Genomic DNA, 15,088 nt, shown 5'->3' on the forward strand with positions numbered 1-15,088 from the left:
TCGGGAAACAATGAAGGATGAAGGGGGTTTTTGGCCTTTTGCCTTCTTCTCAAGATTTAAAGACGAAGTGTAATGACAGAAGCAACGGCATCACCGGCTTTGGTAATTCCCCAGCTGATCGTGGGTTTGGGGAATCCAGAGCCAAAATATGATCGAACGCGGCACAATATCGGCTTTGCCGCTGTTGACGCCTTAGCCAGTTCTTGGCAGATTCCCTTGGCTGAAAATCGCAAGTTTCAGGCAGCGTTTGGGGAAGGACAAAGTTTAAAAGGCAATAAAATTCGCCTGCTCAAGCCGCTTACCTACATGAATCGCTCTGGCCAAGCGATTCGAGCGGTGACGGATTGGTATAAGCTGCCGGCAGAATCGGTACTCCTGATTTATGACGATATGGATTTGCCTGTAGGCCGGCTGCGGTTGCGGCTGTCTGGGTCTGCCGGCGGTCATAATGGGATGAAGTCCACGATCTCTCATCTGGGCACCCAAAATTTTCCTCGTCTGCGAATTGGGATTGGCAAGCCGGCTGAAAACGAGGGTGATCCCGCTATTTCTCACGTTCTCGGCAAATTTTCGCCGGCTGAAACGAAGTTAATGTCAGAAGTTCTACAACTCGTTGTGGATGCTGTGGAACTCAGTCTGAAGCAGGGTGTGGAAAAAGCAATGAATTTTTACAATAATCGTACAGTCACCAGTGATGGTGCGTAAATATCCGGGTAATTGCTAATCAATAAAAGTCTGTAGATGCGGGCTTTATTTTTTTAACCTAACTTTCAGCAGCTTGTAAGTAGCATCTGTACAGACGGATTTTGTATGAGTTCTAACCGTCTCCCAAAAACAACGGCCCATGTCCGGGTTACTCAGCAGTCTTGGCAACAAGGCACGATAGAAGGAGAAGTGATTGCCGGCTCCTATGCATGGCAGTTTCAATGGTGTTTCAAACGTGGCCAACTTGCCATTGAGCCTTCTAGCGGGCGAGCTTTAATTCAGGAACCGCTAGGACGCTTCTTGGAAAAATGGGACTACCAGCTTGAACCTGGGGGTGATTACTCGTTTACGATTCGGGCGGAGCTTTAATAGGGGGGATTGGGCATGGGGCATCTGCGCCGGCTGGTTTCACCGGCTCTGGAGTTTCAAATATCGTTCGATTAAAACGATCGCGACAATGTCATCCACAGGACGGGGAGGCTCTCGCATCCCTTTGGGAATCAGACGTGACAAGCCGGCAGGGGGATACATTTCCCAGTAACGATCCCGTGCCTCTAAGCTGCTATAGCGCTCATCAACCATCACAATTTCCACTGAGGCCGGTAGTGCCTCAATGAGTTGTTTTTTCCAAGATTTTGCTGTGGTTTGATCTCCCATTACCAATAAGCCGGTGGAATATTCTTGAGACAGAGATTGAATAGTTGAGATGGCCTTCTCTGACGGTACAACTTGATGTAGAAATACTTTGCCATTTACCCCCATTACAGCAACGCCACACTTGAGGCGTCCGGGATCAAAACCTAATATTATTTGTGGAGGATTAATCATAACTTTCCAGGGATAGAGAGCCGGCGAGAACAGAAAAAGAAGACATGAATCTTCTGTTTTACCTTCTTATTTTTACCTTAATTTTCTTCATAATTTTGATGATATTTTTGCTGAGCTAGTGGCGAAGGTACGCGAAGCGCTTGGACTTCGGTTGTGTTTCCAAAAATAGTGATTAAGTACAATCTTGCCGGATTCCAGAACCAGGCCGGCACGTTTGAAAAAGCACCTTTCCATCCTTAATGACCACTAGTTCCACCCTCAGAGGGCCGGCTGTGTATGTTTCCTCTGCCGCGATCGCTTTCACATCCACGGGTTGGTTTTGCTGCTGAAGTTGCTCAAAAAAGCGAATGAGTGTTTGAATGCTGCCGTCTCCAATTTGAACCGTATCAGCCAGAATACCCGCCCGACGTGCTCGAAAATTAGAAGCAGCTAGCAACAGCTCGATCCGCTGCCGCATCTGTTCCAGTCTCATTGTTTTCGGATCAACAGAAGTTGCTGCCACCACATCTCCCGGCATAAACACCACTCGATTGCGGGCTGCATCCACAAAGACTTGCACCCGCGTTTCTCCGAGTAAGTAATTAGCCGCTGAGAGAATTCTCACCACGTATTCCTCGCCATCACTAATCTGAGCGATTAATTCTTCAATTTGAGCCGGCGCAATTTGAACCACAGGTTCATTAACATCATCCGTCCCAGGTTGAGCAATTTTAAGAGCAGATGAATTCGCTTGCTGTAAAAGTTTTTCCACCGCTTGAGGAGCAGCTGAGGGATCGACGATTTGGACAACGGCAGAAGTTAGGACTTGCCCCCGTCGCAGAACAATTGTACCGACTTGTAAGTTTTGAAATTCTCGCTCCAGAATTTGCACTTCTTGTTGTAAGAAAGCCTGCTGACTTTCCAATTGTTGAAGCCGATTTTCTTGCTGAGCTAGCAATTGAGTTTTTTGCTCAATTTCTCGATTCTTTCGAGCAAGTTCTAAGTTAGTTTGCTCAATTTCTTGGTTTCTTCGAGCAAGTTCTAGGTTTGTTTGCTCAATCTCTTGGTTTTTTCGAGCGAGTTCTTGGGTAGTTTGCTCAATTTGCTGATTCTGCTGAGCCAGCAATTGGTTCGTCTGTTCTATTTCTTGATTTTGTCGCGCAATATCTAGATTTTGCTGATCGATTACTTGGTTTTTTCGATCAATATTTTGATTTTGCTGCTGAATCTCTTGATTTTTTTCGTCAATCCTTTGATTCTGTTGAGCAATCTGAACTTTCCCTTGCTCCAACTGATCGAGCAGCGCTTGGCGTTCAGCTTGACGTTTTTTAATTTCTTCTTTCAGCGCTTCCTTCTGAGCTATTGTTTGACTCAGTTGGTTCTGAGAGCTTTTCAATTGCTCCTCTTTCGCCGCTAGTTCGTCAGCCGCCTCATCCAGTTTTCCGAGGGCAGCTTGCAATGACCAATTTGTTGCATTTAGGCGTTGCTGAGCCGCTGATTGCTGAGCTTGGGATTTGCTTAACTCAGCCTCTACTTTCGTTTTTTCAATATTGGCTTTTTCTAGGTCTTTACGGGTTCTTCTAATGTTTTTTTGAATCTTGTCGTACTCGAAAATGCCTTTGCGTAATGGCTCGCTCGTGGCAAATAAAATACCCAGAGTTGAGGCTGAAATGGTGACGCCAGTAACAATCGTGACTAAAGTTGCCGTTTTCTTGGGACGGAGATTAAATAGGCTCAGTCGCGCCTTTCCAACTTTCGTGCCAATGCGATCACCGGCTGTTGCGAGTACCCCCCCCAACAATAAAATTGCCACAATCAGGATGTATCCAATGGTCATCTACCTGTCGGGAAGCCTTTGAGTATAAAGCTACAGCAAACCAAGATACAGCCTAACGTTTCCGCGACACACTGGATCAGTAATTCCCGAAGGAGTTGCAAAGGATGTTTGCTAGAAATTTTTTCGTAACCACTGAGGGAGAGACTAAGAATGGGAGTAGAGTAGCGCTATAGGGTGAAAAGTTTGAGGCAAAGGGTGAAACCCAAAACCCTTCAATAGGAGCAAAGAGGACTTGTCCCGCTTCACTATTCACTTTTTATTGGCTACAGTTGCCAGTTGACGGCTCACCCTCACGCCCCTGATTTAGTGGAACGCGAACGCCGAAATCATGAATTAGGTAAATTGCTGACTTAAAGCAACTGGGTTGTGGACTGTAATCTTTTTCTTATGGATTGAGATCATTTTTTCTTGCCGCAAATCTCCCAGTAAGCGGGTGACGGTGACTCGTGTTGAGCCAATGGCTTCTGCGATTGCTTGATGGGAAAGCTTCAGGTCAATCGTAATCCCCTCGGTACTGGGAACACCAAAATCCCGACACAGAATCAGCAGAAAGCTGACAAGGCGCGAACCCATATCCCGGTGCGCTAGGGTTTCAATCATCATCTCGGTTTGCAAGATCCGAGAGGAAAGTCCTCGCAACATCACCATTGACAAGTCGGGATCGTCTTTGAGTGCCTTCTCGACTTGTTCAATGGGTACTGAAAGTAGTTCCACCGGCGTAAAGGCGACTGCATGGTAAAACCTGTCAGAACGATGTCCTGTAATCAGGGACAGGACGCCAAACACGCTATTTTCTCGCAGTAGGGCGACGGTAATTTCCTCCCCAGCCTCATAAACTCTGGAAAGCTTCACCGCGCCTTTAAGGAGAAAATAAACCCGTTCTGCAGGATCTCCGGGAAAAAAGATTGTTTTGCCCCGTTCGTAGGTTTCCACCACCGGCGGAAACGCCCCACCTCCCATTTGACGGAATACTGAGGCTAGCGGTCTATCTTGCGTCATGACCATATCCATTACCTTTCATCCGTGCCCTAGAGACTTTGCCCGATAACTAACCGACGAAGTAACTTAATGCGATCGTTGTGTGACTTTAGAACACATAATCTTACTCTCCAGTGTTTTTTTGTACAATGCGATACATAATTTTGAAGGAATCACGAATTAATAGGCAATTGAGCGCAAACTGAGCTAAGTTTGTCAGCTCCGCCGCCAGGAATCGCTAGTTTATGATTAAAGCTTGACCATTATCTTAGCCGGAACCTGAGACATCTGGGGGTCTTTCCTGGTGCTAGGTAACACTAACTCAGTTATTATTGGCTCTTTGGGCTTTATGTGGCCTGCAAATTGCTGTCCAATTGATAACTATGCTAGATTTAACCGGAAAAAATGCCCTTGTCACCGGCATTGCCAACAACCGTTCAATTGCTTGGGGAATTGCTCAACAGCTACACAAAGCGGGTGCAAATCTCGGCATCACCTATTTGCCCGATGAAAAGGGGCGTATGGAGAAAAAGGTGGCTGAACTGGTGGAACCGCTCAACCCCAGCTTGTTTGTCCCTTGTAATGTCCAAGATGATGCCCAAATCAAGTCTACTTTTGAGACTGTGGGCGAGAAGTGGGGCAAGTTAGATATTTTGATTCATTGTCTGGCGTTTGCCGGCAAGGATGAACTCACAGGCGATTTTAGCAAGACTTCGCGGGCCGGTTTTACCCAAGCTTTGGAAATCAGCGCTTATTCGCTGGTTCAGCTAGGCGCGGCTGCTAAACCATTAATGACAGAAGGCGGCAGCATTGTCACGCTGACTTATTTGGGCGGTGTGCGGGTAATTCCTAACTACAATGTGATGGGAATTGCAAAGGCGGCGCTGGAAATGAATGTGCGTTATCTGGCGGCTGAACTTGGCCCACAAAATGTTCGGGTGAATGCGATTTCAGCCGGCCCAATTCGTACGCTGGCTTCTTCGGCGGTTGGTGGCATTTTGGATATGATTCACCATGTTGAAGAAATTGCGCCCCTACGTCGCACTGTGACGCAATTAGAAGTGGGAAATACGGCGGCTTTCCTATGCAGTGATTTGGCCAGTGGCATCACAGGCCAAGTTCTGTATGTGGATGCCGGTTACGCAATTATGGGGATGTAATTCCCGATTGCTTGCCGGTTGCAGTCTGCAGTTATCCGAAAAAAGCCCGCACAGGCGGGCTTTATCAAAAGATTATTTTGTCACTTATAAGATTATTTTTTTACCCTATCTTCTCACATCACTCGTCGAGAGGCATTTCGCAAATATAGTTAACCAGGTTTCCCAAGTCGCTTTCTGGATCATTTTCTCCGACTAAAGTCCACCGGGAATCTGATGTTCGCCAGCGCCGGCCATTTTTGACTCTGACGGTTCTAAATTGTCTTTCTTCACAATCCACTTCCATCTCTGATCCAACAGGGCCGTTGTTATATTCTGTGCTTCCATAAAATTGCCTAACTTCATAGTCAGGTGCACCTGGAAAGCGGGACTGTGTGAGGCTAATGCTTTTTGGATTAACACAAATTCTGCCAAAACATTCGAGTTGTTGCGCGGTAGCATTTAAGCCGGCAATGCTGACAAAACTCAGCGCAACTCCAAAAAAGACATATTTTTTCTTCATCTTGTCTATTTTGCCATAACTTTCAAAGTACATTATAAGAAAATTATTGATTAGTTGAGTACGCTTTTATAGAAATTTTAACCATTTTAGACAGACTGTAAAAAGCAGGTAAAGTAAATAAAGGAATCTTATCAGCTTAACTTCTATGATTGACTTTTCCCCTTGGGATGCACTTCTGCGCCGATATGTTGACGAGCAGGGACGGGTCGACTATCTGGCTTGGAAAAATGAGCAGCCCCAAACACTTGCAGACTGGCTATCGAATTTAGCAGAACCGGCTCTTAAACTGGAACTCAGCTCAAAAGAGGAATTAGCATTGTGGATTAACCTTTACAATGCTTTCACGATTTCTACAATTCTAGAACGGTATCCGATTGATTCGATTCGACCTAAAATTCTAGGAATTCCTAACTGGGTTGCCTTTTTATGGTTCTTTTCTCGGCCTGCTTATTCCTTTGCCGGCAATCGTTATAGCCTTGCTCAAATTGAAAATAAAATTTTACGCGACAAATTCAATGAACCTCGAATTCATTTTAGTATTGTCTGTGCTTCTATTGGATGTCCCTTGTTAAGAAATGAAGCTTATTGGCCAGAACGAGTGCAAGAGCAATTAGAGGATGACGTACGCCGATTTATTAATAATCCGGAAAAAGTTAGGTATGATTCTCAGAAGGAAACGCTTTACTGTAGCCAAATTTTAAAATGGTATCGAAAGGATTTCCTGAAAATCGCTCCATCCGTTCAAACGTATATTCGCTCTTACTTAATAGAGGATTTACCTTTAACTTCGGATACGCCAATTTCTTACCTGTATTATGACTGGAATCTCAATCAACGGATGTCTTCATAGAACTGTTTCAGATAAGTTGCAGAGGCACCAAATCCCCAAAGTAAGCCAATGTAAAGGTAGATCCCTGTGGCTTTGAGAGAACCCCATTTTGCCACGCGCCGATCTGAAGTTTGAACGATGCGGTTTACTAAGCGAATTTTTCCTTTTTGTACAAGCTTGACGCATAAATCACCATCCTCCATAATCGGAAGATTTTCATCAAAACCGGCACACTCCCAAAACTCATGCCGGCGGCAAAAGATTACTTGATCTCCAAATAAAAGACGCAGTCCTTTAAAAAATAGGTGAGGTTTAAAAAGTAGCGGCGCGTAGTAAGTTTTGATATAATTATGTAAGGAAATTCCCCATCTTGTTGTTTGAGGGCCTGCCATCAAAGCAATAAATCCCCCAGCAACAACTTTTTCATTTGCTAAAGTTTGCTGAATCACGGCGATTAAATCATCGGGAATCCAAGTATCTGCGTGTAAGAAACAAAGGATATCGCCGGTTGCAACTTTTGCGCCTTGATTCATTTGAATGGATCGTCCCCGCCGATCACACATTTCAACCGGCACCCCAGCGGCTTTAGCAATTTCGACTGTTTCATCTTCACTGCCACCATCCACGACAATCACTTCCCAAGCAGCAGGATCGAGTGTCTGAAGGCATCGCAAAGTTCGTCCCAGGCTGGTTGCTTCATTTAGGGTGGGGATGATAATAGAAACGCGAGACATGAGAGGATATTCTATTAATTACAGTGTTGACTGATGTATTCAAGATTTTTGCTGTGGGACGTATTCCTTATTAATTGGCTTAAGCCCAAGCAGAAATCGCAGGATATTAATCCGCTTTACAAAGAGATCGTACAGGATAATTGTTCCCAAAAGCGACGCGGTGCTAATTACCCAATATTTCTCCATTATCCCAACATTCCATCGCACCACATAAAAGCCAATTGCCACAAGAACTGTTTGATGTAGAATGTAAAACGGGTAACAAGCAACACTTGCATATTGCAGCAAAGTATTGTTGAAATTTAAATAACGTTGAGTTAAACCAAGCAGAGCAATTACCCAACACCAAGAATTAAATCCGCGAAATATTTGATAAACGACATATTCTAATGAGTAACCCCGTTCGGGGACGGTGTTAGTCATCCATAAATATAAAAGCACGGTCATGCCGGCAACCGAAAGAATAACTGAAACTTTTAAGTTTTTATCAATCGCTTGCTTGAATCTCGAATCGGAACAGACGAAATAGCCATAAATAAAATAAAGAAGATACAAACAAAAGTTTGCCCAATCATCATAAAGATTTTGTAACCCGGGCCATCTAGGCCGTAAAGCACCTTCAATAATTGCTAGGGGAATTGCTAATAAAAAGATTGCTCCTGGCTTTTCTAGAAAATTGGCAATTTTTTGAATTAAAGGCTGGCTTTCTTTCTTTTTGAAATGAAGGAATAGTGGCAGTGCTATTAAAGAAAAAACTAATAAATAAATTAAAAACCAAAGATGCGCCCATTCAAAATTTCCTTTAGGACGAATGCCGTTAAAGAATTGCGGATAAAATTGCAAGTAAGAGGCTTGATAATCTGGGTTACTTAAAAGCCTGTAATAGACTTGAGGGGGAACAATGACTAAAGTTCCAAATAAGAATGGGATAAAAAGTCGTTTGAAGCGTTCTGTGATATATTCGCTGCCGGTGCGAAATGAAAGTGCAAACCAAGTAGACGATCCTGAAACCAAGAAAAAAAGCGGCATATGCCATTGGTGAACAAATGTGATGAACAACTGCATTGCCGGACTTGCTACGTCATTTTTTACATAAAACTCCCCTAAATTTCCGCGATAAAAAATTGCTGCGGTATGGAAATAAATCAGAAGTAAAACTGCAAGTACCCTAAGCCAATCAAGCTCATAGCGTCTTTCAGGTTTACTCGTAACTTCTGTAGTGCGATCCGCTGAGTTCATGGATAGTCATTCTCCTGATTGGCGGAAGTAATGGCTTTTAATAAAAATTTGATTGTTAACTAAAAGTCCCTTTGAGAAGGGGGATCTTCAGCAATCAATGGCAGCACGACACCGGCATTCAACCAATTTTCCCCAAAAGGCATCGTAGGGATGCACTAATTGTGCCGGCAACCCCTCTTTAAAAATTGGCCGATTTTCATTTGCCCATTTAAAGATGCTGCCTTCCAAATTATAAACCCGATTAAATCCAGCTTTTTGAAGCTTTTGAGCAACACCGGCACTGCGATAGCCAACTGAACAATACACAATAATCGGCTGATCAAATGCAATTTCTTTTAATGCCGCCAACTCAGGAACCCTTGGATCGATCCGCTGCGCTGCTTTTAAATGGCTAACTGCATACTCCGCCTCAGTTCGAGCATCCAGTAAAAGTGGTTTCAACTGTGCCGGATCTTCTAGCCAATGCGCCAATTTTTTTGTGGAAATCCACTGGATATCGGGAAACTTAATTGTGATGAACCGCTTCAGGAATCGGAATACAAGCGCACGTCCAACAGAAAACATTCTATCAAAAATTTGATAACTATTAGCTTAATTCTACCTACTGGTGATGTCAGTAAAATATGAGATTCTTGACTTTAGGAAGCAATCACCGATTGCAAAGCGTGTTCGTTAGGCCAAATTGAAAATTCGTTAAAGTAAAGAAATGTAAAGTTTCTGAATGAATAGATCATGACCACCACACCCCGCGTCAGAGCACCGGAACTCCCCCAGAATTATCCGTGGCTGAACACGGATCGCCCTCTATCCCTGCAACAGCTAAAAGGGCGAGTAGTCATTCTTGACTTTTGGACGTATTGTTGCATTAACTGCCTGCATGTGCTGCCAACGTTGAAATATTTAGAGCAAAAATACAAAGATTCCCTGACAGTCATCGGGGTTCATTCCGCCAAATTTGAAAACGAGAAGGAAGTTGAGAACATCCGCCAAGCGATTCTGCGTTATGACATTGAGCATCCGGTGATCGTGGATAGCGGGTTTAGAGTTTGGCAAAGCTATGCTGTCCGCGCTTGGCCCACTTTGATGGTGATTGATCCGCAAGGTTACGTCATCGGTTATGTTGCCGGCGAAGGCAACCGGGATGCTTTAGATGAACTGATTGGCAAATTAATTCAGCAACACAAGGATGCCGGCACGATTAATTTTCAGGAACTCAGCCTCAGTTTGGAGAAGCAGCGCAAACCGTTGGTGACGCCTTTGGCTTTCCCCGGAAAGGTTTTAGCGAGTGAGGATCTCCTGTTTATTGCAGATTCTGGTCATCACCAGCTCGTTATCACCACCCTGGATGGCGACGTTTTGCATATTATCGGCACCGGCACTCCCGGATTAACGGATGGTTCCTTCACCGAGGCGCAGTTTTTTGCACCGCAAGGCATGGCGCTGGATGCGGAAAATCAAATTCTCTACGTTGCCGATACTGAAAATCATGCGCTGCGGCAAATTGACTTGCAGAATCAAACTGTTGCAACGATTGCCGGCATCGGCGAACAAAGCCATAACATTCATCCGCACAGTGGTGTCGGTTTGCAAACTGCTTTAAATTCTCCGTGGGATTTGCAACGGGTGGGAAATCACCTATTTATTGCAATGGCCGGCCCTCACCAAATCTGGGAAATGCAGCTAGACACCGGCATGATCGGCACCTATGCCGGCACCGGCAGAGAATTTTGCATTGATGGTGATTTAACAGAATCTGCCTTTGCACAACCCAGCGGTATCACCACCGACGGGGAAGAACTTTTTGTTGCAGACAGCGAAATCAGCTCAATTCGCGCTGTTGGTTTGGGAGAAAATGCCAAAGTGCGAACCGTTTGCGGCAGCGGCGAACTCTTCGGTTTTGGTGACAAAGATGGTCAAGGCTTGGATGTGCGCTTGCAGCATTGCTTGGGGGTGGAATATGCCGGCGGTTTCCTCTGGGTGGCAGATAGCTACAACCACAAAATCAAGCGGGTTGAGACAAAGACGGGAATTTGCATCTCTGTTTTAGGGGATGGGGTGGCCGGCTTGCAAGATGGTGTAGGCGAAGAAACTCGCTTCAGTGAGCCTGCCGGTTTAAGTGTTCTCGGTTCTTACTTATACATTGCCGATACAAACAACCATGTGATTCGGCGCATTGAATTAGACACACTGAAGGTGAAAACCCTTGATTTTCCGAGATTGTGTTCACCAGATGTTTGCGTGCCGGTGTAGAGTCTCAAGTGCCCTAGATTTGTCACGTCTGCGCCGGTTTTTCTGCTAACGCGCTGCCGGTAAATCGGCTGACTGACAAATCTAGGGCACGCTACGTTTAGATCATTTAAATAGCCTCTACCTTGAGGAGGATCTTGTTAGTTTTTAGCCTCGATAGTCCTCCAATCTCAGTTGTAACCCTCGTCAGAGAGAAAACCCCGGCTGCTTGAAAAGTCGGAATTTTTAGGATTCAGTGACCTTTAAAGTTGCTTTAGTTCATCAAATCTTTAAATAACCTCTCCCGTTGGGCGGATATTGTTAACTTGAACTCTTGAAATAAGCTATTTTTAACCTTGATATAAATATTTTTAACCTTGATATAAAGCCAATACAGCTGATCTAAAGCCCTCTACTTACTTATACGGACACACAAAATTTTCGCAAAAAAGACAAATCTTTAAAATTTCAGTATGATTACGGATGATGATTGGAAGGAAATATAAAATAATTGTGTACATAGCTTGAGCAGTCAATCAGGTGTGTAGATAAAAACTCGACATTATAGAGTTTCTGTTGATTTCTTAAAGGGCGTAGCCCCCAAGAGTTGACCTAGATACCGGGTAACTCGTCTCCAGAGGTGCTTCTACAAACATTCCAAGCAAAACGTTCAACTGCCCTTGCGCTTGTTGAACTGAGCTAAGCAACTGATGGAGAAATCGAGATGGCTGCTAATGAACAAAGCGTCGTTTTTAGTGATTCAGCGATTGAATACTTCCTAAGTCTTACCGCTGGATTATTGATCAAGTCAAAATCTCCGAGAGCCGACGCCAAAAAAGATGGGTTTGGGCGGATCAGTGAACTATCGGAGTCTCACATTCCTATGTGTATCTTGCAAAATGTTTCTCTTGGTAATCCCAAGCGTGGGCGGATAGGTGCATTTCAGCTAATTTTAGCTAATCCAGCCCACTATGCAAATCAGTTGCAGCATTGGATACCAGTCTTTTCTCCTGACTTAACCGGCACTGCTTTTGCTGCCGGCGAGGGAAATTTAGACTCCGAAATCGACGAAATTAAAGCGCCTTCGCTTTTTGCCGCAGCGCTCGCTAACTCCTGCCGTCGTGTTTTTTGGAGTGTAACCTCAGCATTCTTATGGCAACCGGCTATAACCAAAAAACCGGAATTTGCATAAGACAGAGAAATCAAACGCATGGTTTATGACTTTAAAACCTTTGATGCAAATGCAACCAAATTACGAGTTGCAATCAATCGAAACCGTCAACTGGATCATGTTAACGCTCAACAACCGCTCCTTTACTGACTTTTAAAACCCTAGCAATACGGGATAGCACTCCATTTTACCCGTTAAATTTTTCAACAGTGGCACCCATAGCCGCCATCAGACGAAATGCCACTTTGCAAGTTTTACTGCCCTCTAGTAATCGCTCAGAAAATGCCTAAATCGGGCATTCTGTAAAAATTTCGCTTGAGCAAATTCAGCAATTTCATTGACTTAAAAAAGTATGAGCATTTTAACTGTAACCACCAATGCAGACAGTGGAGCCGGTTCACTGCGTGCAGCAATCGCTTCTGCACAAGCCGGCGATACCGTTCAGTTTTCATCCAGCTTAGCTAATCAAACCATTAGCCTCAGCAGTCAAATAGAAATCAACAAACATTTGACGATAGATGGGGCGGGCGCAACGAATTTAACCATCAGTGGCAATAACGCCAGCCGCGTCTTTTATAGCGATTGGAGTTACCTTGTTCCCGAAGGCTACAACATCAGCCTCAAAAATCTCACCATTGCCAATGGCAAAACCACGGATGCAGATGGTGGCGCAGGTATTCGCATGGGATATCTGGGAGACTTAACTGTAGAAAACACCACATTTAAAAACAACGCAGCCGGGAAAGGTGCTGCAATCATGGCCGGCACTAGCGGGACAACTACCGTCATCAACAGTAAATTCGATGCTAATGATGGCACATCTGGCACCACCGATGTCATGCGAGAACGCGGTGCCGGTGGCATTGCCACAGCCGGAGGTGCACTTACCGTTCAAGGCAGCGAGTTTACCAATAACAAAGGTATTGTTGGAGGCGCAATTAACGTCCTCAACACAGAATTACTGGTAGAAAACTCGACGTTTGTTAATAACGACACCACAGCCGGTGCTGCCTACCCATCCGGACGGTATCAAAGTGGAAATGGTGGTGCAATCTACACCGATGGTGCGAATGGCTTGAATGAACCAGGCAGTATTATTATTCGCAAAAGCCGGTTTGAAGGCAACAAAGCAGCCGGTTTTGGTGGGGCATTGAATCTTAGCGCTTATCAACCGCAAACCGTATCGGTTGAAGATTCCATCGTGCTGGGAAATGAAGTCATCCAAAACGCCAACGGCAGCTCATTAGGCGGTGGCATCTACCATCAAGATGTAGAGCTAACGATTAACAACACAACTGTTGCCAACAACAAAGCCGTATTTCAAGGGGGAGGATTGTGGGCAAATAACGCAGGAGTTACGGTTAGCAACAGCACCTTCTCCGGCAACATCGCAGAAGATGCAGCCAAAGGATATGGCGGTGCAATTCGCATCGGAGGCACCGATAAAGCAGCGAACATCACCAATACAACCATTGCTAATAACTCAGCAGGCTGGGTAGGAGGTGGCATATTAGCCGGCTCTACTCCCGTGACGGTTAAAAACACGATTTTTAGCAATAACACGGCAGCGAATCCCTGGAATATTCAGTACAACACAACTCGTGAATTAACCGATGGCGGAGGTAATGTTCAATGGCCGCCTAAAGCAACTAATCTTTTCAACGACTACAATGCAACGGCAACAATCACCCTTGCAGATCCGAAACTCGGCCCTTTGCAAGACAACGGCAGTGGCATTTTAACCCATGCCTTGCTTGAAGGCAGTGCGGCAATCGGTATAGCTGGGGGACTGAATGCCGGCGCACCCACAACACCCGCACCGACTGACACCGTAGTTGGTGGCGGTGGCAGCGATACGATTACCCCCACACCGACTGACACCGTAGTTGGTGGTGGTGGCAGCGATACGATTACCCCCACACCGACTGACACCGTAGTTGGCGGTGGTGGCAGCGATACCATAACACCCGCACCGACTGACACCGTAGTTGGTGGTGGTGGCAGCGATACCATAACACCCGCACCGACTGACACCGTTGTCGGTGGCGGCGGCAGCGATACCATAACACCCGCACCGACTGACACCGTTGTCGGTGGCGGCGGCAGCGATACGATTACCCCCACACCGACTGACACCGTAGTTGGTGGTGGTGGCAGCGATACGATTACCCCCACACCGACTGACACCGTAGTTGGTGGTGGTGGCAGCGATACGATTACCCCCACACCTACACCTACACCTAGCGGCAACGATGTCATCTATGGTGAAGCCGGCAATGACACAATTTACGCCGGCGACGGCAACGACACCATCTATGGCGGTAGCGGCGACGATGTCATCTATGGAGGCGCAGGTAACGATATCATTTATGCCGAAGACGGAAACGACACGATTTATGGAGGCGGTGGCGACGATACCATCTATGGCGGTGCCGGTATAAACTTTCTCAACGGTGGAGACGGCAACGATGTCATCTATGCCACTGATGATATCCTCTTACCCGGCCCAGCACCCCTGCCACCGGCTCAACAAGGCGAGAATAGCGTCACCGGCACTCCTGACAATGACACTCTCACAGGCGCTAACACCGCTGCCACGCCGCCAAGTGATAACAGTGCAGACACTTTCCTACTAGCAAATGCCGGCATCTCCTCTCAAGGATTGAGTGATTATCCGATACTGACTGACTTCAACGGCAGCGAGAATTTGATGCAGATCCAACAGTCGGGAAGTGACACTCCAATCTTTGACGGCAACGGTTCCACCAAGGATGAACTAATTGGAACTGTTCCTACATCAGGGTTAACTCTCAACAACAGCGATCCTATTCTCGTCTAGACCATTTTGAACCGGCACACCGCTTTATTTTGGCCGGAGTTCTCAGATTGCTAATCGTAGGGGC

Annotated in this window: 14 protein-coding genes; 7 read left to right on the top strand and 7 right to left on the bottom strand. The window is 45.6% G+C overall.

Annotated features, from left to right (window positions below; translation table 11 throughout):
- Positions 1-72 precede the first annotated feature (72 nt).
- Entirely contained in the window at positions 73-705 is a 633-nt protein-coding gene (pth, locus tag H6F56_RS03510; protein ID WP_190665462.1) for an aminoacyl-tRNA hydrolase, read from the top strand.
- A gap of 105 nt (positions 706-810) precedes the next feature.
- Positions 811-1,074: a DUF3146 family protein gene (locus tag H6F56_RS03515; RefSeq protein WP_190665463.1), complete on the top strand. Its 264-nt coding sequence runs from the start codon at positions 811-813 to the stop codon at positions 1,072-1,074.
- 39 nt (positions 1,075-1,113) lie between these two features.
- Here the strand turns inward: H6F56_RS03515 and ruvX are convergent, their stop codons facing one another.
- From ruvX to ntcA, 3 genes are all read right to left on the bottom strand, one after another.
- The gene (ruvX, locus tag H6F56_RS03520) at positions 1,114-1,533 is read right to left on the bottom strand and encodes a Holliday junction resolvase RuvX (protein WP_190665464.1); all 420 of its coding nucleotides are present in this window, start codon (positions 1,531-1,533) and stop codon (positions 1,114-1,116) included.
- 172 nt (positions 1,534-1,705) lie between these two features.
- Positions 1,706-3,349 (bottom strand): DUF3084 domain-containing protein, encoded by a 1,644-nt coding sequence (locus tag H6F56_RS03525; RefSeq protein ID WP_190665465.1) that lies wholly within the window; start codon positions 3,347-3,349, stop codon positions 1,706-1,708.
- Positions 3,350-3,682: 333 nt separating this feature from the next.
- Entirely contained in the window at positions 3,683-4,354 is a 672-nt protein-coding gene (ntcA, locus tag H6F56_RS03530; protein ID WP_190665466.1) for a global nitrogen regulator NtcA, read from the bottom strand.
- Between the two features lie 356 nt (positions 4,355-4,710).
- Here ntcA and fabI point away from each other — a divergent pair, with 356 nt between their 5' ends.
- The gene (fabI, locus tag H6F56_RS03535; RefSeq protein WP_190665467.1) at positions 4,711-5,487 is read left to right on the top strand and encodes an enoyl-ACP reductase FabI; all 777 of its coding nucleotides are present in this window, start codon (positions 4,711-4,713) and stop codon (positions 5,485-5,487) included.
- Positions 5,488-5,605: 118 nt separating this feature from the next.
- Here fabI and H6F56_RS03540 read toward each other — a convergent pair whose 3' ends face one another.
- Positions 5,606-6,019 carry a hypothetical protein gene (locus tag H6F56_RS03540; RefSeq protein ID WP_190665468.1) on the bottom strand — a complete coding sequence of 138 codons (414 nt, stop codon included), beginning with the start codon at positions 6,017-6,019 and terminating at the stop codon, positions 5,606-5,608.
- A 112-nt stretch (positions 6,020-6,131) separates the two neighbouring features.
- Between H6F56_RS03540 and H6F56_RS03545 the strand changes: the two genes are divergently transcribed.
- Positions 6,132-6,836, top strand: coding sequence for a DUF547 domain-containing protein (locus H6F56_RS03545; RefSeq protein ID WP_190665469.1), 705 nt, complete (start codon positions 6,132-6,134; stop codon positions 6,834-6,836).
- Here the strand turns inward: H6F56_RS03545 and H6F56_RS03550 are convergent.
- The 3 genes from H6F56_RS03550 to H6F56_RS03560 all read right to left on the bottom strand — a co-directional run bounded on the left by H6F56_RS03550 (position 6,818) and on the right by H6F56_RS03560 (position 9,352).
- Positions 6,818-7,549, bottom strand: a complete 732-nt coding sequence (locus tag H6F56_RS03550) for a TIGR04283 family arsenosugar biosynthesis glycosyltransferase (RefSeq protein ID WP_190665470.1) — start codon at positions 7,547-7,549, stop codon at positions 6,818-6,820. The genes H6F56_RS03545 and H6F56_RS03550 overlap by 19 nt on opposite strands.
- Positions 7,550-7,588: 39 nt before the next feature.
- Complete coding sequence (locus tag H6F56_RS03555; protein WP_190665471.1) at positions 7,589-8,788, bottom strand: acyltransferase family protein; 1,200 nt, start codon at positions 8,786-8,788, stop codon at positions 7,589-7,591.
- Between the two features lie 87 nt (positions 8,789-8,875).
- On the bottom strand, positions 8,876-9,352 hold the full coding sequence (locus tag H6F56_RS03560) for a rhodanese-like domain-containing protein (protein WP_190665472.1): 477 nt from the start codon (positions 9,350-9,352) through the stop codon (positions 8,876-8,878).
- A 168-nt stretch (positions 9,353-9,520) separates the two neighbouring features.
- On the opposite strand from H6F56_RS03560, the gene H6F56_RS03565 reads away from it, so the two are divergent.
- The 3 genes from H6F56_RS03565 to H6F56_RS03575 all read left to right on the top strand — a co-directional run bounded on the left by H6F56_RS03565 (position 9,521) and on the right by H6F56_RS03575 (position 15,024).
- Positions 9,521-11,038 carry a thioredoxin-like domain-containing protein gene (locus tag H6F56_RS03565; protein ID WP_190665473.1) on the top strand — a complete coding sequence of 506 codons (1,518 nt, stop codon included), beginning with the start codon at positions 9,521-9,523 and terminating at the stop codon, positions 11,036-11,038.
- 700 nt (positions 11,039-11,738) lie between these two features.
- Positions 11,739-12,206: a hypothetical protein gene (locus tag H6F56_RS03570; RefSeq protein ID WP_190665474.1), complete on the top strand. Its 468-nt coding sequence runs from the start codon at positions 11,739-11,741 to the stop codon at positions 12,204-12,206.
- 331 nt (positions 12,207-12,537) lie between these two features.
- A complete protein-coding gene (locus tag H6F56_RS03575) occupies positions 12,538-15,024 on the top strand; it encodes a calcium-binding protein (RefSeq protein WP_190665475.1) in 2,487 nt (828 codons plus the stop codon).
- Positions 15,025-15,088: the final 64 nt, after the last annotated feature.

It is taken from the genome of Microcoleus sp. FACHB-672 (assembly GCF_014695725.1).
GTDB lineage: Bacteria > Cyanobacteriota > Cyanobacteriia > Cyanobacteriales > Oscillatoriaceae > FACHB-68.

Coding starts and splice junctions, on each gene's coding strand:
- pth (WP_190665462.1), top strand. CDS start 73: ATGACAGAAGCAACGGCATCACCGGCTTTGGTAATTCCCCAGCTGATC.
- H6F56_RS03515 (WP_190665463.1), top strand. CDS start 811: ATGAGTTCTAACCGTCTCCCAAAAACAACGGCCCATGTCCGGGTTACT.
- ruvX (WP_190665464.1), bottom strand. CDS start 1,533: ATGATTAATCCTCCACAAATAATATTAGGTTTTGATCCCGGACGCCTC.
- H6F56_RS03525 (WP_190665465.1), bottom strand. CDS start 3,349: ATGACCATTGGATACATCCTGATTGTGGCAATTTTATTGTTGGGGGGG.
- ntcA (WP_190665466.1), bottom strand. CDS start 4,354: ATGGTCATGACGCAAGATAGACCGCTAGCCTCAGTATTCCGTCAAATG.
- fabI (WP_190665467.1), top strand. CDS start 4,711: ATGCTAGATTTAACCGGAAAAAATGCCCTTGTCACCGGCATTGCCAAC.
- H6F56_RS03540 (WP_190665468.1), bottom strand. CDS start 6,019: ATGTACTTTGAAAGTTATGGCAAAATAGACAAGATGAAGAAAAAATAT.
- H6F56_RS03545 (WP_190665469.1), top strand. CDS start 6,132: ATGATTGACTTTTCCCCTTGGGATGCACTTCTGCGCCGATATGTTGAC.
- H6F56_RS03550 (WP_190665470.1), bottom strand. CDS start 7,549: ATGTCTCGCGTTTCTATTATCATCCCCACCCTAAATGAAGCAACCAGC.
- H6F56_RS03555 (WP_190665471.1), bottom strand. CDS start 8,788: ATGAACTCAGCGGATCGCACTACAGAAGTTACGAGTAAACCTGAAAGA.
- H6F56_RS03560 (WP_190665472.1), bottom strand. CDS start 9,352: ATGTTTTCTGTTGGACGTGCGCTTGTATTCCGATTCCTGAAGCGGTTC.
- H6F56_RS03565 (WP_190665473.1), top strand. CDS start 9,521: ATGACCACCACACCCCGCGTCAGAGCACCGGAACTCCCCCAGAATTAT.
- H6F56_RS03570 (WP_190665474.1), top strand. CDS start 11,739: ATGGCTGCTAATGAACAAAGCGTCGTTTTTAGTGATTCAGCGATTGAA.
- H6F56_RS03575 (WP_190665475.1), top strand. CDS start 12,538: ATGAGCATTTTAACTGTAACCACCAATGCAGACAGTGGAGCCGGTTCA.